The organism is Thauera carbonicopians (assembly GCF_025699485.1).
Taxonomy (GTDB): domain Bacteria; phylum Pseudomonadota; class Gammaproteobacteria; order Burkholderiales; family Rhodocyclaceae; genus Thauera.
In genome coordinates this window covers 241,401-259,089 of the sequence record NZ_JANUXN010000004.1, presented here as the reverse complement: position 1 = coordinate 259,089, position 17,689 = coordinate 241,401, and the positions used below count along the sequence as shown (strand labels likewise).

Sequence of the window (17,689 nt, the reverse complement as noted above, 5' to 3'; positions counted from 1 at the left end):
CACGCGATGAATCATGAACGCCGATTGCGCCGCAGCGTGCTCGGCCTGCTGGCCGGCGCCGTGCTGCTGCCTGCCTGGATGCAGGTGCATGCCCAGGCTTCGGACGCGCAATCGGCAGCGACGCCCGAAGCCATCGAAATGGTCAGGCGCGCCGACGAAATCCGCTTCCCGCGCGAAAGTTTCCAGACCGAAATCACCATTCGCAACCTGAGCGACGGTCAGCAGACGGATCAGCGCAAGTTCCGCATCCTGTCGCGCGGCAACGACAACACCATCGTGCTGACCACCGAGCCCGCCTCCGAGCGCGGCCAGGCGCTGCTGATGCGCGGCCGCGACCTGTGGATCTTCATGCCCAGCGTCTCCCAGCCCGTGCGCCTGTCGCTGGCCCAGCGCCTCACCGGCCAGGTGGCCAACGGCGACCTGGCCCGTGCCAACTTCGCCGGCGACTACACGCCCAGCATCATCGGCGAGGAAACGCTGGACGGGCAGGCGGCGATCGTGCTCGACCTCGTCGCGGTGGATCGCAGCGTCACCTATTCGAGGGTCAAATACTGGATCGCCGAGCAGGACAAGCGCCCGCTGAAGGCCGAGTTCTATGCCCTGTCCGGGCGCCTGCTGAAGACTGCCCTCTACGAGGACTTCAAGGAACTGGCCGGCCGCCTGCGCCCCACCCGCCTGGTGATGGAAGACGCGCTCAAGCGCGGTGAAGTCTCCGTCCTCACCTACGAAACGATGAACATCCGCGACCTGCCCGAACGCATGTTCACACGCGAATACCTGCGCCGCCTCGAGCAATGAGGATGACAAAGTACTGAGCAGCTATCCCGATGGCAAGCCAGGGTTCATGACGGATAGAATCACCGCATGAACCCTCGCATCCTCCATCACGGCGCGCGGCACGGTGTCACGGGCTCGTGCCACCAACTCTTCATCGACGGCGACCAGAGCGTCCTGATCGACTGCGGCCTCTTCCAGGGCGCGGAAACCTCTCCCGACGGCAGCGCCGGCGCAGACCGGCTCGACATTCCCTTTCCGGTGTCGAACATCGGCGCGCTGATCCTAACGCACGTCCACATCGACCACTGCGGCCGCCTGCCGTGGTTACTGGCCGCCGGCTTCCGCGGACCGATCTTCTGCAGCGAACCCTCTGCGCGCCTGCTGCCGACCGTGCTCGCCGACGCTTTCCAGGTCGGCGTGAGCCGAGACAGGGCACTGGTCGAACGCTATCTACAGATGGTCGAAGCGCGCATCCGCCCCCTGTCCTACCGCCAATGGCACACGCTCTATCGCGGTGCGAACGCCACCTGCCGGGTCCGGCTGCAGCGCGCCGGCCACATCCTGGGTTCGGCCTACGTCGAATTCGACCTCTCCGGCAAAGCCTGGCCGCAACGGCGCCGGGTGCTGTTCTCGGGTGATCTCGGCGCGCCCCATGCGCCGTTGCTGCACGCGCCGCGCCCGCCCTGGCAGGCGGATATCGTCGTGCTCGAAAGCACTTACGGCGACCGCGTCCACGAAGACAGGCGGCATCGCCGCGAACGTCTGCGCCGCGTGGTCGAACGCGCCCTGGAGGATGGCGGCACGGTGATCATCCCGGCCTTCAGCATCGGCCGCACGCAGGAGCTGCTGTACGAGTTCGAGGACATCCTGCATCGCCAGCGCCGCAAGCCCGGGCGCCATGCGGCACGCTGGGAAGCGCTGAAGATCCATCTCGACTCACCATTGGCCAGCCGTTTCACCCAGCTCTATCGTGAGCTCCAGCCATTCTGGGACGCCGAGGCGAAAGCGCGCTTGCGCGCCGGGCGTCAGCCGCTGAGCTACGCACAACTGGTGGCGATCGATGGCCACGACGCCCATCTCGCCAACGTCCAGCGTCTCGCCCGCAGCGGCGAACCTGCCATCGTCATCGCCGCCAGCGGCATGTGCGCGGGCGGACGAGTGATGAACTACCTCAAGGCCATGCTCGGCGACGTCCGCCACAACGTCGTCTTCGTCGGCTACCAGGCGCGCGGCACGCCGGGCCACGCCATCCAGACTTTCGGCCCGCGCGGCGGCTACGTCGATATCGACGGCGAGCGCATCGGCATCCGTGCCGGCATCGACACGCTGTCGGGCTACTCGGCGCATGCCGACCGGGACGACCTGACCCGCTTCATCACCCGCATGCGCCATCTTCCGGCCGAAGTGCGGCTGGTGCATGGCGAAGACGAAGTCCGCGCCGCCTTCGCCGCGCACCTCATCCAGGCGACCAGCGGCAAGGTCCGTGTACAGGCCTGAACATCACTCCATGCCCCACTTCTGCAGCCGGTAGCGCAACTGGCGCAGCGTCATGCCGAGCTTGCGCGCCGCCGCGCTGCGGTTCCAGCGCGTCTGCTCCAGCGCCTGCAGCACGCGCAGACGCTCGATCTCGCCATCGGCCTCGGGATCGTAGCCACCAACGTCGGCCATGCCCGGCTCCACTGCTGCACCGGGGCCAGGCATCGCTGCAGGTACGGCCACCGCCGGCGACGCGAACTCGACCGGCAGCAGGTCGATGTCCTCGACACCGATCTCGTCCCCTTCACACAAGGCGCAGGCGCGTTCGAGCAGGTTCTCCAGCTCACGCACGTTGCCCGGAAAGGAATGGCGCTGCAGCGCCGCCAGCGCAGCGGGCGACAGACGACGCGGTGTCGTGCCCTCGCGCTCGGCGACGCGGTCGAGGATGTGTTCGGCCAGCGCGGGAATGTCCTCGCTGCGCTCGCGCAGCGGCGGAACACGCAGCGTGATCACGTTGATGCGGAAGAACAGATCCTGGCGAAAGCGGCCTTCGGCCACCAGCCGCGCCAGATCCTGGTGAGAAGCCGACAGGATGCGCACATCCACCGCCTCCTCGGCATGCGCACCGACCGGGCGCACGGCCCGCTCCTGCAGCGCGCGCAACAGCTTGACCTGCATCGACAGCGGCAACTCGCCGATCTCGTCGAGAAACAGGGTGCCGCCGCGAGCAGCCTGGAACAGGCCTTCCTTGTCGCTGGCCGCGCCGGTGAAACTGCCCTTGCGATGACCGAAGAACTCGCTCTCCATCAGCTCGGGCGAGATCGCGCCGCAGTTGACCGGAACGAACGGCCCGTTGGCGCGCGCCCCGAGCGCGTGGATCAGGCGCGCGATGACTTCCTTGCCGGTACCCGACTCGCCGTGGATGAACACCGGCGCCTGGTTGCGCGCCAGCTTCTCGGCTTGGCTACATAGTTGCTGGAAAGCCGGCGAAGCGCCGATCAGCTTGCGTCCGCCCGGTGCATCCGCCCCGGCGCCCGGTTCGAGCTTGAGCGCATGGCTGACGAGTTCGCGCAGCACCTTGAGCTCGATCGGCTTGGTGACGAAATCGAAGGCACCGAGCTTGAGCGCGCGGATCGCGGTGTCGATGCTGCCGAACGCCGTGATCACCGCCACCGGCAGACCGGGCAATTGCTGCTGGATGTACTCGACCAGCTCGAAGCCTTCGCCATCGGGCAGGCGCATGTCGGTCAGGCACAGGCGGTAGCGCCGCTGCTCCAGGCAGGCACGCGCCTCGGCCACCGAGCCGGCCGTGTCGCAGGCCAGCCCCATGCGCAGCAGCGACAACTCCAGCAGTTCGCGGATGTCGTCCTCGTCATCGACGACGAGGACGTCGATGGAGGCAGGACGGTGGCGGCGTTCATGGATGCTCATGGTTTCTGGCGCCCTTCAAGGACGAAATCCGCGCCCGGGCCGTCCGCCGTGAGTTCGAGCGTGGCGTCGTTGGCCTCGGCCAGCTCGCGTGCGATGTACAGCCCCAGGCCGGTACCCTTGGCATGGGTCGTGAAGAAAGGTTCGAACAGATGCAGGCGCGTCTCCTCGTCGAGCCCGGGGCCATCGTCGCGCACATGCAGCGCGACACGCTCGCCCGCCAAGGCCACCGCATGCAGGCGTATCGCCGCAGGCTTGCCCGAGCAGTAGCGCCGCGCATTCGCTAGCAGGTTGTCGAGGATCTGGTGCAGATGCGCCCGGTCGATGGCGAAGCTGAGCGAGGGCTCGATCTCGATCGCATACAGGTCGCACTCGGCAGGATCGCTGAACACCCGCGCCTCGATCACTTCGGCGGCGAATTGCGCCAGCGGCAGCGCTTCGGGCAGGGCCTGCTCGCGCCGGCCGAGCGCCAGCACGTCGCGGATCATGCGCTCGATGCGATGCGCGTTATCGTTGATGATGCGCACCAGCCGCCCCTGCATCTCGCCGCGCTTCTCGTCGCGCAGCAGTTCGGCCGCCTGGGTCACGGCCGACAGCGGATTGCGGATCTCGTGCGCCATGCTGGCGGTCAGGCGCCCCAGCGCCGCCAGCTTGGTCTGTTGCAGCTCGCGCTGGATATCCTCGAAATCGGTCAGGTAGATCAGGAAGTCGCCCCCCTCGGCGCCTTCCTGCTCGCCATACACCACGCGGCAACGCATCAGGCGCCCGCCCGGACCGATGCGCAGCAGGCGGCCGTCCGGATGGCGGCCGCACATCAGTTCGTCGAACACCGGATCGACATCCGTCAGCTGCAGCCCTTCGAGCGAACCCGAAGCGGACGCATCCATGCCGAGCAGCACGGCCGCCTGCGGGTTCGACTGCAGCACGCGGCCCTTTGCGTCGGCGACGATCACGCCATCCTGCATGTCGCGGATGATGCGTTCGTTGACCGCCTGCTGCTTGGCCAGCGCTTCGCCGCGTTCCGCCGCGAGCGAGGCATTGGCCTGCGCCCGCGAGGCGAGCAGGCGGGCGATCAAGGCGATGCCGAAGAAACCGGTGCAGAAGATGCCGACCTTGAGGAAATCGACCGGCTGATCGCCGACTGCCAGGCGCCACACGTTCTCGATCAGCACCGCGATGGTCGCCAGCGCAGCGAAGAACAGCACCATGCGCCCTTCCGCGACCAAGCCGACACCGGCCAGCATCACCATCATCAGCACCGGCAGGCCGCTGCCGTAGCCGCCGCTCGCCCACATCATCAGCGACAGCGCCGCGACGTCGATCACGGCCTGCAGCGCGATCATGCGCGATTCGCCCAGGTAGCCGGACACTTCGCGGAAACCGAGCACCAGGGCGCTCGCCACGTAGCCGTATGCAACGGCGCGAAATACTGCCGGCATCTCGCTCCCCAGCCCCAGCTCCTCGCCCGCGACGACGAACAGCCCCGCCAGCACCAGCCGGAACAGGTTGAGAAAATGCAGCGAGGCGAGGCGCGAACGCTCGATGGCGATCGACGCAGCCGCGCTCATTTCACTCCCGCGGCCCGGCGAGCCGATGCGCATCGGAGCAGTAGAAGCGGCCGTGCTCGCGCACGCCTTCTGACTCGGGCACGTTGAGGCCGCAATGCGCGCACTCCAGCACGCGCTCGGCCACGGCATCCGCCTGGCCATTCTTACCCTTGGCCGGCTTCTTCCCGATCCGCGCCATCGCCCGCCGAATCCACCAGATGCCGGCAAGAACGAGAATGAGGATCAGCAGATTGCGCACGGTAGGCAGGGCGAAAAAGGCATCGCCGGACAGGATGAAGACGCGCCGGATTCTAGCACGCCACCCCTCGCCACCCTGCGGCGACGGCTTGCCGCCATGGTGTCCGGCATGGCCTGCCGGCAAAGTCCGTCGCCATGCCGGCCGCTGCAGTCTGCCAACGCTGTACTGCCATCTCCGTGCGCTCTTTGCGACAATGGCGGCTCCGTCCGCTCTCCTGCCCGCCATGCCGCACTTTCCCGCTCCGCTCGGTTCGCGCCTGCCCGCCGTCGGCACCACGATCTTCACGGTCATGTCGCGCCTGGCGCAGGAATGCCGGGCGATCAATCTGTCGCAGGGCTTTCCGGACTTCAACGCCGAGGACGTCCTGTTCGAACGCGTCGCGCACTGGATGCGTGCCGGCCACAACCAGTATCCGCCGATGGCCGGCTGCCTGCCGCTGCGCGAAGCCGTTGCAGCCAAGATCGAGACGCTGTACGGCACGCGCTACGACGTCGAGGCGGAGATCACCATCACCGCCGGCGCCACCCAGGCATTGTTCACCGCAGTCGCGGCCTGCGTGCATCCCGGCGACGAAGTGATCGTGTTCGAGCCGGTCTATGACTCCTACGTGCCATCGATCGAGCTGGCCGGCGGCAAGGTCGTGCGGCTGCGGCTGGCCGCACCCGACTACCGCCCGGACTGGACGGCGGTGGCGGCGGCGATCACGCCGCGCACCCGCATGATCATGATCAACACGCCGCACAACCCGACCGCGACCGTCTGGCAGCGCACCGACCTCGACCGCCTTGCCGAGCTGGTTCGCGGCACCGGCATCGTCATCGTCGCCGACGAAGTCTACGAGCACATCGTTTTCGACGGCGTCGCCCACGCCAGCTGCGCCGCCCACCCCGAACTCGCCGAGCGCAGCTTCGTGGTCTCGAGCTTCGGCAAGACCTACCACATCACCGGCTGGAAAGTCGGTTACGTGGTCGCGCCGCGCGAACTGATGGCGGAATTCCGCAAGGTGCACCAGTTCAACGTCTTCACCGTGAATACGCCGGTGCAGCTCGCGCTCGCCGACTACATGGCCGACGCTTCGCGCCACGCCGGCCTGGCCGCCTTCTACCAGGCCAAGCGCGACTTCTTCCGCAACGCGCTGGCCGGCTCGCGCTTCGAGCTGCTGCCCTCGCGCGGCACCTACTTCCAGCTCGCCCGCTACGACGCGATCTCGGACCTGGGCGACACCGCCTTCTGCGAGTACCTGACCCGCGAAGTCGGCGTCGCCGCGATCCCGGTGTCCGCCTTCTTCGCCGACGGCCACGACGACAAGGTCGTGCGCTTCTGCTTCGCCAAAAACGAAGCGACGCTGGCCGCCGCCTGCGAAAAGCTCGACGCCGCCTTCGGCACCGCCTGAATCCGGCGCAGACGGGATCCCTGAATGTTCGAACAACCCATCCCCACGCTGCGCCGCGACGGCGACGCGGTCCTCATCCTCGACCAGACGGCGCTGCCCTTCCGCGCCGAAACCCTGCGCCTCGCCACACTGGCCGACGCCGCCCGCGCCATCCGCGACATGCAGGTGCGCGGCGCGCCGCTGATCGGCGCCACCGCCGCCCATGGCGTCGCCCTCGCGCTGCTGCACGACAGCAGCGACCCGGCGCTCGAGCATGCCCTGCAGGCACTGGCCGCCACCCGGCCGACCGCAGTCAACCTGCACTGGGCGCTGGCGCGCATGGCGAAGCTGCTGCGGCCGCTGCCCGCCGGCGACCGCCTGGCCGCTGCCTGGGCCGAAGCCGAAGCGATCCGCACCGACGACGCCGCGACCTGCGACGCCATCGGCCGCCACGGCCTGACACTCATCGAAACGATCGCGACCCGCCGCCCCGGCCCGGTACGGCTGATGACACATTGCAACGCCGGCTGGCTCGCGACCTGCGGCGCCGGCACCGCGCTGGCGCCGGTCTATGCCGCGCAGGCCGCAGGCGTTGCCGTGGAAGTCTTCGTCAGTGAAACCCGGCCGCGCAACCAGGGCCTGCTGACTGCCTGGGAACTGGCTGCCGCCGGCGTGCCACACACCCTGATCGCCGACAACGCCGCCGGCCTGCTGCTGATGCGCGGCGAAATCGACCTGGTGATCACCGGCGCCGACCGCATCGCCGCCAACGGCGACACCGCCAACAAGGTCGGCACCTGGCTGAAGGCGCTCGCCGCACAGGCCAGCGGCGTACCCTTCTACATTGCCGCGCCGCATTCGACGCTGGACTTCGGCTGCGCGGACGGGCCGTCCATTCCGATCGAAGACCGTGGCGCGGCAGAGCTCTGCATGCTGCGCGGCATCGACGCCAGCGGCGGCCTCGCCGAACTGCGCCAGGCAGCGCCCGGCACCCGCGTTGCGAACCCCGCATTCGACATCACGCCGGCATCGCTGATCACTGCGATCGTCACCGAGCGCGGCATCACCGCCCCCGGTCAACTCGCCGACCTCTACCCCGAGGCCGCACGATGAGCGCCGAAGCTGCCGCACAGCCAACCCCGCCGGACGCCGACGCCGGTCCGGAGCTACGCGCCGCCCTGCTCGACACCATGCGCGCGATGGGCACCGCAGGGCTGAACGTCGGCAGCGCGGGCAATGCCAGCGTGCGCCTGCCGTCGCCGGCCTGCATGCTGATCACGCCGAGCGGCCTGCCTGCCGAACGCTGCCGGCCGGAAGACATGGCCGTCGTCGGCACCGGCGGCAACTGGCGGGGCCTGTTTGCGCCTTCGTCCGAATGGCAGCTGCACCGCGACATCTACGCCGCCTTTCCCGCCGCCGGCGCGATCCTGCACGCCCATGCGCCCTTCGCCACCGCGCTCGCCTGCCAGCGCCTCGACATCCCGCCTTTCCACTACATGATCGCGCGCTTCGGCGGCAGCACCGTGCGCTGCGCGCGCTACGCCACCTTCGGCACCCAGGCGCTGTCGGATGCCGCCGTCGCCGCCCTGCACCAGCGCAGCGCCTGCCTGCTGGCGAACCACGGCATGGTGGTGCTCGGCCGCGAGCTGCAGCACGCGCTGGCACTGGCGATCGAGTTCGAAACCCTGTGCGAGCAGTACTGGCGCACGCTGCAGCTCGGCCCGCCGGTACTGCTGTCCGCCGAGGAAATGGCGGAAGTCATCGAACGCTTCCGCTGGTACGGCAAGCCGCGCGGCTGAGCCTACCGTCCCCGAAGCGGCTTCTGCGCGAAGCTGGCCTACCGATCCGAGCTTTCCAGCAGCCGCAACAGGCTGGCGGTGTCGTCCCTCCCCCAGCCCGCCCGCATCAGCGCATTGAGCTGCTGCCAGACCTGAGCGGCCACCGGCAGCGGCGCGCCGAGCCGGGCCGCCTCGTCCATCAGCAGGGCGAAGTCCTTGTGGTGCAGCCGTGCCTCGACGCCCGCGGCGAAGTCGCGCCCGATCATCTTCGCCCCCATCACCTCCAGCACGCGCGACGCCGCCGACCCGCCCATCAGCGCGCTGCGCACCGCCGCCGCGTCCACGCCGTGCGCATTGGCCAGGCTGAGAGCCTCGGCGCAGGCCTGGATGGCGGAGACCATGATCATCTGGTTGCAGGCCTTGGCCACCTGGCCGGCTCCCGGCGGGCCGATGTGCACGATGCGCTTGCCCACCGCCTCGAGCAGCGGCCGCACGCGCGCCAGCACGGCCTCGTCGGCGCCGGCCATGATCGCCAGCGCCGCCTCGCGCGCGCCCTGGCCGCCGCCGGACACCGGTGCATCGACGAAGCCGATGCCGCGCGCGGCGTAGCGCTCGGCCAGCGAACGCGCCATCGCCGGCGCGATCGTGCTCATGTCGACGTGGACGGCGCCGGGCGCGAAGCCGGCGGCCAGGCCCTGCTCGCCGAAAGCCAGCGCATCCACGTCCGCGCTGGCGGTGACGATGGTGATCACCGCGTCGCAGCGCGCCGCCAGCTCGGCAGGCGTGGCGCACACCGGCACGCCTTCGGCGGCCAGCGCTGCCGCCGACTCCGGCCGGCGCGCCCACACCGCCAGATCATGTCCCGCCGCACGCAGATGGCGCGCCATCGGCTCGCCCATCACCCCCAGTCCGATGAAACCGACTTTCATGTCCGCCCCCTCACTTGCCGCTGCCGCCGCTCATGCCTTCGAGCAGCTTCAGCATCGCCACCGAGTCGTCTTCGCCCAGGCCGCTGCCGACCATGGCGTTGAACATCTGCGCCGTCGCTGCCGACGACGGCAGCGCCAGGCCGAGGCGGTGCGCCTCTTCCATGACGATGCGCATGTCCTTCTGGTGCATCCAGGCCTTGAAGCCCGGCTTGAAGTTGCGGTCGAGCATGCGCTGGCCGTGATTCTCGAGCACGCGTGAATAGGCGAAGCCGCCGAGCAGCGCCTCGCGCACCCTGGCGGCGTCGACGCCGCTCTTGTTGGCGAAATTCAGCGCCTCGGCCACCGCCGCCACGCCGACACCGGTCAGGATCTGGTTGCAGGCCTTGGCGACCTGGCCCGCGCCGCTGTCGCCGATGCGGGTGACGGACTTGCCCATGGCCTGGAACAGCGGCAGCGCACGTTCGAACGCCGCCGCGTCGCCGCCGGCCATGATCGTCAGCGTGGCGGCGATGGCGCCGACTTCGCCGCCGGACACCGGCGCGTCGATCATGCTCACGCCGCGTTCGGCCAGGCGGGCCGCGATCGACTGCGCCGCCGCCGGCGCGATCGTGCTCATGTCGATGTGGATGTGGCCGGCAGAAGCGCCGTCGGCGACACCATCGGCGCCGAGCGTGACCTGCTCGACATCGGGTGCGTCGGCGACGATGCTGATCGTGATCGCCGCACGGCGGGCGACTTCGGCCGCGCTGGCGGCGTCATTCGCGCCGGCGTCGAGCAGCGGCTGCATCGATTCACGCCTTCTGCTCCAGACATGCACCGTGTGGCCGGCCTTGATCAGGTTCAATGCCATGGGCCGGCCCATGAGGCCGAGACCGATGAATCCGACTTCCATTCTGTATTCGCTCCGTATTCGGGGTTGGCACAGGGCGGGCTGGTGAGCGGCTGCAAACATGCCCATAATCGCCGCCATGAACTACGGCCCAATCATCAAGGAAATCGGACGAGGCGCCAAGGGCGCGCGTTCACTCGACACTGCCACGGCGGCAAGCCTGTTCGGCGACATCCTCGACGGCAAGGTAGCGGACATCGAACTCGGCGCCATCCTGATCGCCTTCCGCATCAAGAGCGAATCGCTCGAGGAGCTGATCGGCTTCAAGCAGGCGATGGATGCGCGGACGGTGCAGCTGACGGTGCCCGACGGCCCGCGCTGCGTGGTGCTGCCCACCTACAACGGCGCCCGCCGCCAGTCCAACCTGATGCCGCTGGTGGCGATGCTGCTGGCGCGCGAAGGCGTGCCGGTGCTGATCCAGGGCCGGCACGATTTCGACACCCGGGTGAGCCCTTTCGAGCTGCTCGCCGCCCTCGGCCTGCAGCCTGCCGCCGATGCCGAAGATGCATCGCGGCAATTGGCGGCCGATCGCCTGGCCTGTATCCACGTCGACGGTCTATTGCCCGGGCTCGATCCGCTGCTGGCGCTGCGCACGCGCATGGGCGTGCGTGCCAGCGGCCACATCGTCGCCAAACTGCTCGACCCCTGCCACGGCCGCAGCGTGCGGGTGGTCGCCGTCACCCACCCCGAATACCTCGAGCGCATGGACGCTTTCCTTCGCACCGATACCAGCCCAGGCGGCCGCGCCTGTGCCGGCCGCGCCCATACCGGCCGTGCCATGCTGTTGCGCGGCACCGAAGGCGAAATCTACGCCAACCCGCGGCGCTGCCCGGAAATGAAGGTCTATCGGGACGGCATCGCGTCGATCGGCGTGGCAGGCGAAGAAGGCGGCGCGCCGCCGCTCGGCACGCTGCCGGACGCCCCCTCGGTGGCGGACAACGCGGCGCAGATCCGTGCCATGCTGGCCGGCGAGATGCCGATTCCCGCACCGATCACCGCCCAGGTGGCGGCGCTGAAGGCACTCGCCGGCTAGCCGCCTACACCGGCCCTCCCCGGCCCGGACGCAGCCGGCGTCAGGCGCCGGCCAGCGTGCCAGCGCGGTAGTCGGCCAGTGCCTGGTAGATCTCCTGCTCGGTATTCATGACGAAAGGCCCGTACTGCGCGATCGGCTCGTTCAGCGGCCGGCCGGCGATCAGCAGCGCACGCGTTTCCACGCCGGCCGCGTCGACGACCACGCCGTCGCACTCCGCATCGTTGGCGAGGATGGCCATGCGCCCGGCAGGCACTGCCGTGCCGGCGACGTCCAGTTCTCCGCGATAAACGTACAGGAAAGCGTTGTGCCCGGCCGGCAAGGGCTGGCTGAAGCGCGCGCCGGCCGGCAGCTGCAGGTCCAGATACAGCGGCGCGGTCGCCTCGCGCGTCACCGCGCCGGCCGTGCCGTGGCTTTCACCGGCGATCACCGTCGCCTGCACGCCGGCATCGGTGGTGAAGCGGGGCAGTTCGCCACTGGCGAAATCGCGATACCAGGGCACGCACAATTTGTCCCGCGCCGGCAGGTTCAGCCACAGCTGAAAGCCCGCCATCAGGCCTTCCTGCTGCTGCGGGATCTCGGCATGGATCACGCCGCGCCCGGCCGTCATCCATTGCACGCCGCCGTTTTCCAGCAAGCCTTCATGGCCGGCGCTGTCGCGATGCAGCATGCGGCCGGCGATCATGTAGGTGATGGTCTCGAAGCCACGGTGCGGATGGTCGGGAAAACCGGCGATGTAGTCGTCGGCCTTGTCGCTGCCGAAGGCATCCAGCATCAGGAAGGGATCGAGCCGGCGCTGCAGCGGCTGCGCCAGCACGCGGGTGAGCTTGACGCCGGCGCCGTCGGACGTGGCCTGGCCGACGACCAGGCGCTCGACGTCGCGCGGACGGGAAACGGTTTCGCTCGGGCGGATGCTCATGTCGGTACTCCTGCTAGGAACTGCGGCTGGCCAGGTGCGGCCGGCGAGGTGCGGCAGGCCGGATGAAGCGGCGGGGCCAGTCAGGCGCGGCCACCGGCAAGGCCCAGCCTGCCGCCAGGTTTTCAGCCCAGAACGGCTTCGATGTCGGCCTCGGCTTCGGCGAAACCCTGCTTTGCCGCTTCCTCGCCCATGTTCAGGCCTTCGGCATAGACGAAGCGGACGTCGGTGAGGCCGACGAAACCGAGCACGGTCTGCAGGTACGGCGTCTGCGTGTCGGTCGACGTACCACGGTAGCGGCCGCCGCGAGCGCAGGCGACGAAGACCTTCTTGCCCTTCAGCAGGCCTTCGGGGCCGTTCTCGGTGTAGCGGAAGGTGACGCCGGCGCGGGCGATGGCATCGATCCAGTTCTTGAGCTGGGACGAAATGGCAAAGTTGTACATCGGCACGCCGAGCACGATGACGTCGGCAGCCTGCACTTCGGCGATCAGCGCATCGCTTTCGGCGACGCGTACGGCTTGCTCCGGCGTACGCTGCTCAATCGGTGTGAACAGTGCGCCGAGCGCGGCTTCGTCCACCACCGGCGCGGGATTGCGCGCCAGATCGCGCAGCACGACGCGGGCGCCGGGGTCCGCTGCCAGCAGACGGGCGATGATGCTGTTGGCAACACGGGTGGAGTTCGCGCCTTCGCTGCGGGCGCTGCCGTTGATCTGCAGGATGTTCATGTCTGTTCTCCGTGGGGTCGAGGGGTTTGCCGAAGTCCGGCCGGAATCCGCCTGACGCGAGGTCGAGGTCACGATGCCGGGACTGCAGCCTTGTTCGATGACGACGATCAGAGTCTAATCATGTCGCCCGTCTTCATTAATCCAGCAGAACGCATAACATTGTCCCTCATATGGAACAGTACAGCCCCAACGACCTGTTGATCTTTGCCCGCGTGGCCGAGACCGGCAGCTTCACGGCGGCGGCCGAACGCCTCGGCCTGCCCAAGTCCACGGTTTCGCGCCGCGTCTCGCAACTGGAAGAGCAGCTCGGCGAACGCCTGATGCTGCGCACCACGCGGCGGCTGACGCTGACCGAGTTCGGCACCGCGCTGCTGGAACACGCGCGCCAGGTGGCCGATGAGATCGAGGCCGTGAAGGCATTGGCCGAAAGCCGCCAGGCCAGGCCCAGCGGCCGCCTGCGGGTGTCGATGCCGAGCGATTTCGCCAGCCTGCTGCTGGTCGACATGCTGTCGGCCTTCACCGCGATGCACCCTGCGGTGTCGCTGGAGCTGGATCTGTCGCCACGCCGGGTGGACCTGCTGGGCGAGAACTTCGACGTCGCCATCCGCATGGGCGAACTGCCCGACGACGCCCTGCTCGCCGCGCGCCGCCTGGCGGTCTTTCCCAGCGGGCTGTATGCCTCGCCCGGCTATCTCGCCGAGCACGGCGAACCCGGGCACCCCGAGGCGCTGAACGCGCACCGTGCGCTGCGTCTGCTGACGCGCAGCGGCGAGGCACTCGGCTGGACGCTGATGCGGGACGATGAGCGCTGGCAAGGCACGCCGCCCGGCAGCATCACGGCCAATTCGCCCGAACTGCTGATCCGCTTCGCCCGCGCCGGCGCCGGCATCGCCGCGGTGCCCGTTTATTTCGCTGCACCCTACGTGCGCCAGGGGGAGCTCCGCCGCGTGATGGCGGACTGGTGCCTGCCTGCCAACACCGCCTGGGCGGTATTCCCCGGCCGCCGGCTGATGCCGGCCAAGACGCGGGCCTTCCTCGACATGCTGCAGGCGGCACTGGGAACCTGAGGCCGTCCGCCGCGCTCCGAGGGAATATCCCCTACAATGGGCGCCCGCCCAGCAATACCGGATCGAGATGCCCCTGCTCCAGACCCTGCTGCGCCTGCCGGCGCGCACGCTTTACCTTGCCCTGTTCGCCACCGCCATCGGCCTGCTCGGCTTCGGCCTCTACCTGCAGCATGTGAAAGGCCTCGAACCCTGCCCGATGTGCGTGATGCAGCGCTACGCCTTCCTCGCCGTGGCGCTGATCGCCCTGGTCGGCGGCATCCACGGGCCGGGCCGCACGGGCAGCCGGGTCTATGCCGCGCTGATCGGCCTGGGGGCGCTGGCTGGCGGCGCCATCGCCGCGCGCCAGACCTGGATGCAGCTCGATCCCCCGGCGATTCCCGAATGCGGCCCGGGGCTGGAATTCATGCTGGAGAGTTTTCCGCTCGGCGAAGCGCTGCCGATGATCTTCCGCGGTGCGGGCGACTGCGCGGCGGTGGATTGGACTTTCCTCGGCCTGTCGATCGCCAACTGGTCGCTGCTGAGCTTTTCGGCGACGGCGGTGTTCGCGCTGTGGATGCTGCTGCGCCGGGCAGACAGGCCCTGAGCGGTATCGATGGGCCTTGTACTGTGGCCCCCCTGTAGCGGCTTCTGCCGGGGCCGCCGAGCCGCAAAAGCAGACCCCGTCGGGGAAGCTATCGCGCCCTGTCGCGGCTGAAGCCGCTCCTGCAGAAAACCGAGCCGCTACGCGTCAATCGACCACGCGCATCATGCGGCCGCCGATCTCGTAGCGGCCGTCGCCCAGCGCGTTGCAGCGCGTGACTTCGAGCTTGCCGACCAGCGGCGGGCGATCGGCCACGGGCGAGCCCTGAGGCCCGAGCACCGCGACGTCGAGGACTTCGTTCTGCTCCGGCACGTAGGCGGCATGCAGGGTCATCCCGCCGACGCCGATCTCGATGCACACCGCCTCGATGCGCTGACCGCCGCGCAAGGCGATGAAAGCCGGGCAGCCGAGCGGCAGGCGCCGGTCGAGGCGCCGGTTCTGGTGGGGCGGAATGTCCTTCATGCTGATACGTCCAAGGCAAGCGATGCGGATCACCCGATTCTAGCCCCGCATCCCCGGTCGACAGCACTCGTTACGCATGCCGGACGTGCATCAGATCACGCCCCGGCGATCGTCCCCGCTTTGCACCGGCCTGCCGTCATGCCGCGCAGCTGCGGGCGTATTCGGCCATCGCCGCGATCACGCCTTCGGCTTCGCCCGCAGCGACGGCGAGCATGATCTCGCATTCCGGATGTGCGGCGCGGGCGGCGTCGAGCAGCACCGGAAGGTCGCGCTTCAGATGCCCGTTCTGGGCCAGGAAGACCGGCACGATGGCGATGCGCCGCATCCCGGCGTCGGCCAGCGCGGCGATGGCTTCGGCCAGGGTCGGCTGCATGAACTCGAGAAAGGCCAGCTCCACGCGCGGCGCGCCGGGCTGGGCCAGCATGTGCTGGCGGATCCGTTTCATCGGCCCGGCCCATTCGGGATCGCGCGCACCATGGCCGAACAGGATCACCGCGACGTCGCTCATGCCTCGGCTCCGGTCATGGTCTCGGCCCGCTCCGCTGCACCCGCACGCGCCTGGCCGGCGCGCAACAGGTGAAGCAGCGCACGCGAAGCGCAGAACAGCCCGACACTGGCGGTCATCGCCATGCTCGAACCGTAGCCGGCACAGGCCAGGCCCTGCGGCCCGCGGCTGCGCCCAGCTTCTGCCTCGCAGGCCGGCGCGGACGGATGGCGCAGCGGCTCGGTGGAAAACACCGCTTCGATGCCGAACTTCCTTTTCGGCTCGCGCGGAAAGCCGTGCTCCTTGCGCAGGCGGGCACGCACCTTGGACAGCAGCGGATCCTGCAGCGTACGGGCCAGATCATCGACGCGGATCAGCGCCGGATCGAGCTTGCCGCCCGCGCCGCCGGCCATCACCAGCGGCATCTGCCGCGCCCGGCAGAGCGCGGCGATCGCCACCTTGGCCCGCACGTTGTCGATGGCGTCGACGACGACATCGAAACCCTGCAGCAGGCTTGCGGCATTTTCCGCCGTGAGGAAATCCTCGACCGTGTCGACCCGGCATTGCGGACTGAAGGCAGCGATGCGATCCGCCATCGCCTGGACTTTCGCCTGCCCGAGAGTGGCATCGAGCGCATGGGCCTGGCGGTTGATGTTGGACTCGGCGACGTGGTCGAGGTCGATCAGCGTCAGCCTGCCCACGCCGCTGCGCGCCAGCGCCTCGACGGCCCAGGAGCCGACACCGCCGATGCCGATCACGCAGGCATGGGAAGCCGCCAGCGCATCCGCGGCCCCCATGCCGTAAAGGCGGTCGATGCCGCCGAAACGACGGGCGCGGTCCACGTCCTCCACCCGCTCGTTGGCCCCGCCGCCATCCACCCGGCTCACGTCCATCGTCCTTCCGTCAGGCCGGCTGCGGCTCGGCCACGCGCTGGCTGTCGAGCCAGATGCCCAGGCCTTGCGCGTTGAGTTCGAGGTCCATGCGCAGCAGTTCCAGCGTCTGCTCCTCGTCCAGCGCCCAACCCTGGCGCCCCGCTTCCTCGCGGACGACCTGCTCCAGGCCGGCGAGGATCTCGACGTGGCGCGCCACCTCGTCGCCCCGCGCCGCCCGTGCCACCGCGACCATGGCGTCGATCAGGCGGTGGAGGTCGGCGCCGAGCCGCGGCACGTCGGTCACGCGGCCGTAGTGGGTCAGGTGCATCGCCTGCGGCTGCATGGAAAGCATGCGGTCGATCGACTCGTGCATCGCCTCCGGGTCGAACTGCGTCGGCGTGGTGGTCGGCAGCACGAAGACCCGGCCATCGACGTCGAGCTCGCGGTAGGACAGGCCGAAGGTGTCGCCGGTGAAGAAGGCGCGCGCGCTGTCGTCCCAGATGCAGATGTGGTGGCGGGCATGTCCCGGCGTGTCGAACACGCGGAACAGGCGCTTGCCCATGCGCAGCTCCAGGCCGTCGGTCGCCGGCACGATGCGCTCGGGCGGAATCGGCACCAGCCGGCCATAGAGCTGGTAGGCACGCTCGGCGCCATAAACGGCGGCAGTGCCCTCCCACAGCTTGGACGGATCGATCATGTGGCGCAGGCCGCGCGGATGCACCAGCAGGCGGGCCTTGGGCAGCGCGCACATCAGGCTGCCCGCCCCGCCGGCGTGGTCCAGATGGATGTGGGTCAGCATCACCCATTCCACCTTGCCGGGCTCGATGCCGAGCATCGCCAGCGTACTCAGCACGCGGGGCACGGAATCATTGCAGCCGGTATCGACGATCGCGGCACGCCCCTCGTCGACCACGAGGTGGATCGCCGCCAGCTGCGGCCGGCCGTAGCCGGACTCCAGCGCATGGATGCCATCCGGATAGCTGATGAGCTCGTTCATGGAAATCCCCTCCTCTTGTCGCTTCTTCGGGTCGAACGCCCGATCTCATGTTAGCGATGATCCGCAGCCGCAGCCCGGGCGCAAGTCACGCTGCAAGAAGC

Annotated in this window: 19 protein-coding genes; 8 read left to right on the top strand and 11 right to left on the bottom strand. The window is 69.0% G+C overall.

Annotated elements, in window-relative coordinates; all coding sequences use genetic code 11:
* Window positions 1-6: 6 nt before the first annotated feature.
* Together NX068_RS08600 and NX068_RS08595 are read left to right on the top strand one after the other, a co-directional pair.
* The gene (locus NX068_RS08600; RefSeq protein ID WP_263460853.1) at window positions 7-798 is read left to right on the top strand and encodes an outer membrane lipoprotein-sorting protein; all 792 of its coding nucleotides are present in this window, start codon (window positions 7-9) and stop codon (window positions 796-798) included.
* Window positions 799-864: 66 nt separating this feature from the next.
* Complete coding sequence (locus NX068_RS08595; protein WP_263460852.1) at window positions 865-2,274, top strand: MBL fold metallo-hydrolase RNA specificity domain-containing protein; 1,410 nt, start codon at window positions 865-867, stop codon at window positions 2,272-2,274.
* Window positions 2,275-2,277: 3 nt separating this feature from the next.
* On the opposite strand, the gene NX068_RS08590 is transcribed toward NX068_RS08595, so the two are convergent.
* From NX068_RS08590 to NX068_RS08580, 3 genes are read right to left on the bottom strand one after another with little or no spacing between them, the layout of a single operon-like run.
* On the bottom strand, window positions 2,278-3,684 hold the full coding sequence (locus NX068_RS08590; protein WP_263460851.1) for a sigma-54-dependent transcriptional regulator: 1,407 nt from the start codon (window positions 3,682-3,684) through the stop codon (window positions 2,278-2,280).
* Window positions 3,681-5,249, bottom strand: coding sequence for a sensor histidine kinase (locus NX068_RS08585; RefSeq protein WP_263460850.1), 1,569 nt, complete (start codon window positions 5,247-5,249; stop codon window positions 3,681-3,683). The genes NX068_RS08590 and NX068_RS08585 overlap by 4 nt, the downstream gene beginning before the upstream one ends.
* 1 nt (window position 5,250) lies before the next feature.
* A complete protein-coding gene (locus tag NX068_RS08580) occupies window positions 5,251-5,778 on the bottom strand; it encodes a PP0621 family protein (RefSeq protein WP_263460849.1) in 528 nt (175 codons plus the stop codon).
* Here NX068_RS08580 and NX068_RS08575 point away from each other — a divergent pair.
* From NX068_RS08575 to NX068_RS08565, 3 genes are read left to right on the top strand one after another with little or no spacing between them, the layout of a single operon-like run.
* Window positions 5,711-6,880 carry a pyridoxal phosphate-dependent aminotransferase gene (locus tag NX068_RS08575; protein ID WP_263460848.1) on the top strand — a complete coding sequence of 390 codons (1,170 nt, stop codon included), beginning with the start codon at window positions 5,711-5,713 and terminating at the stop codon, window positions 6,878-6,880. The genes NX068_RS08580 and NX068_RS08575 overlap by 68 nt on opposite strands.
* A 24-nt stretch (window positions 6,881-6,904) precedes the next feature.
* Window positions 6,905-7,972: an S-methyl-5-thioribose-1-phosphate isomerase gene (gene mtnA, locus NX068_RS08570; protein ID WP_263460847.1), complete on the top strand. Its 1,068-nt coding sequence runs from the start codon at window positions 6,905-6,907 to the stop codon at window positions 7,970-7,972.
* Window positions 7,969-8,658, top strand: coding sequence for a class II aldolase/adducin family protein (locus NX068_RS08565; protein ID WP_263460846.1), 690 nt, complete (start codon window positions 7,969-7,971; stop codon window positions 8,656-8,658). Before mtnA ends, NX068_RS08565 begins: the two co-directional genes overlap by 4 nt.
* Window positions 8,659-8,696: 38 nt before the next feature.
* Here NX068_RS08565 and NX068_RS08560 read toward each other — a convergent pair whose 3' ends face one another.
* Together NX068_RS08560 and NX068_RS08555 are read right to left on the bottom strand one after the other, a co-directional pair.
* The gene (locus tag NX068_RS08560; protein WP_263460845.1) at window positions 8,697-9,566 is read right to left on the bottom strand and encodes an NAD(P)-dependent oxidoreductase; all 870 of its coding nucleotides are present in this window, start codon (window positions 9,564-9,566) and stop codon (window positions 8,697-8,699) included.
* Between the two features lie 10 nt (window positions 9,567-9,576).
* A complete protein-coding gene (locus tag NX068_RS08555; RefSeq protein ID WP_263460844.1) occupies window positions 9,577-10,458 on the bottom strand; it encodes an NAD(P)-dependent oxidoreductase in 882 nt (293 codons plus the stop codon).
* Window positions 10,459-10,534: 76 nt separating this feature from the next.
* On the opposite strand from NX068_RS08555, the gene ybiB reads away from it, so the two are divergent.
* Window positions 10,535-11,488, top strand: a complete 954-nt coding sequence (gene ybiB / locus NX068_RS08550) for a DNA-binding protein YbiB (RefSeq protein ID WP_263460843.1) — start codon at window positions 10,535-10,537, stop codon at window positions 11,486-11,488.
* A 40-nt stretch (window positions 11,489-11,528) separates the two neighbouring features.
* Here the strand turns inward: ybiB and NX068_RS08545 are convergent, their stop codons facing one another.
* Together NX068_RS08545 and NX068_RS08540 are read right to left on the bottom strand one after the other, a co-directional pair.
* On the bottom strand, window positions 11,529-12,404 hold the full coding sequence (locus NX068_RS08545; RefSeq protein ID WP_263460842.1) for a pirin family protein: 876 nt from the start codon (window positions 12,402-12,404) through the stop codon (window positions 11,529-11,531).
* 122 nt (window positions 12,405-12,526) lie between these two features.
* Window positions 12,527-13,126, bottom strand: coding sequence for an FMN-dependent NADH-azoreductase (locus NX068_RS08540; RefSeq protein WP_263460841.1), 600 nt, complete (start codon window positions 13,124-13,126; stop codon window positions 12,527-12,529).
* 170 nt (window positions 13,127-13,296) lie between these two features.
* Here NX068_RS08540 and NX068_RS08535 point away from each other — a divergent pair, with 170 nt between their 5' ends.
* Together NX068_RS08535 and NX068_RS08530 are read left to right on the top strand one after the other, a co-directional pair.
* Window positions 13,297-14,193, top strand: a complete 897-nt coding sequence (locus NX068_RS08535; RefSeq protein ID WP_263460840.1) for a LysR family transcriptional regulator — start codon at window positions 13,297-13,299, stop codon at window positions 14,191-14,193.
* A 67-nt stretch (window positions 14,194-14,260) separates the two neighbouring features.
* The gene (locus tag NX068_RS08530; protein WP_263460839.1) at window positions 14,261-14,776 is read left to right on the top strand and encodes a disulfide bond formation protein B; all 516 of its coding nucleotides are present in this window, start codon (window positions 14,261-14,263) and stop codon (window positions 14,774-14,776) included.
* 144 nt (window positions 14,777-14,920) lie between these two features.
* On the opposite strand, the gene NX068_RS08525 is transcribed toward NX068_RS08530, so the two are convergent.
* The 4 genes from NX068_RS08525 to NX068_RS08510 all read right to left on the bottom strand — a co-directional run bounded on the left by NX068_RS08525 (window position 14,921) and on the right by NX068_RS08510 (window position 17,588).
* A complete protein-coding gene (locus NX068_RS08525) occupies window positions 14,921-15,235 on the bottom strand; it encodes a PilZ domain-containing protein (protein WP_263460838.1) in 315 nt (104 codons plus the stop codon).
* Between the two features lie 136 nt (window positions 15,236-15,371).
* Complete coding sequence (locus tag NX068_RS08520) at window positions 15,372-15,743, bottom strand: sirohydrochlorin chelatase (RefSeq protein ID WP_263460837.1); 372 nt, start codon at window positions 15,741-15,743, stop codon at window positions 15,372-15,374.
* Window positions 15,740-16,612, bottom strand: a complete 873-nt coding sequence (locus NX068_RS08515; RefSeq protein WP_263460836.1) for a tRNA threonylcarbamoyladenosine dehydratase — start codon at window positions 16,610-16,612, stop codon at window positions 15,740-15,742. The genes NX068_RS08520 and NX068_RS08515 overlap by 4 nt, the downstream gene beginning before the upstream one ends.
* Window positions 16,613-16,622: 10 nt before the next feature.
* Complete coding sequence (locus NX068_RS08510) at window positions 16,623-17,588, bottom strand: MBL fold metallo-hydrolase (RefSeq protein WP_263460835.1); 966 nt, start codon at window positions 17,586-17,588, stop codon at window positions 16,623-16,625.
* Between the last annotated feature and the right edge of the window lie 101 nt (window positions 17,589-17,689).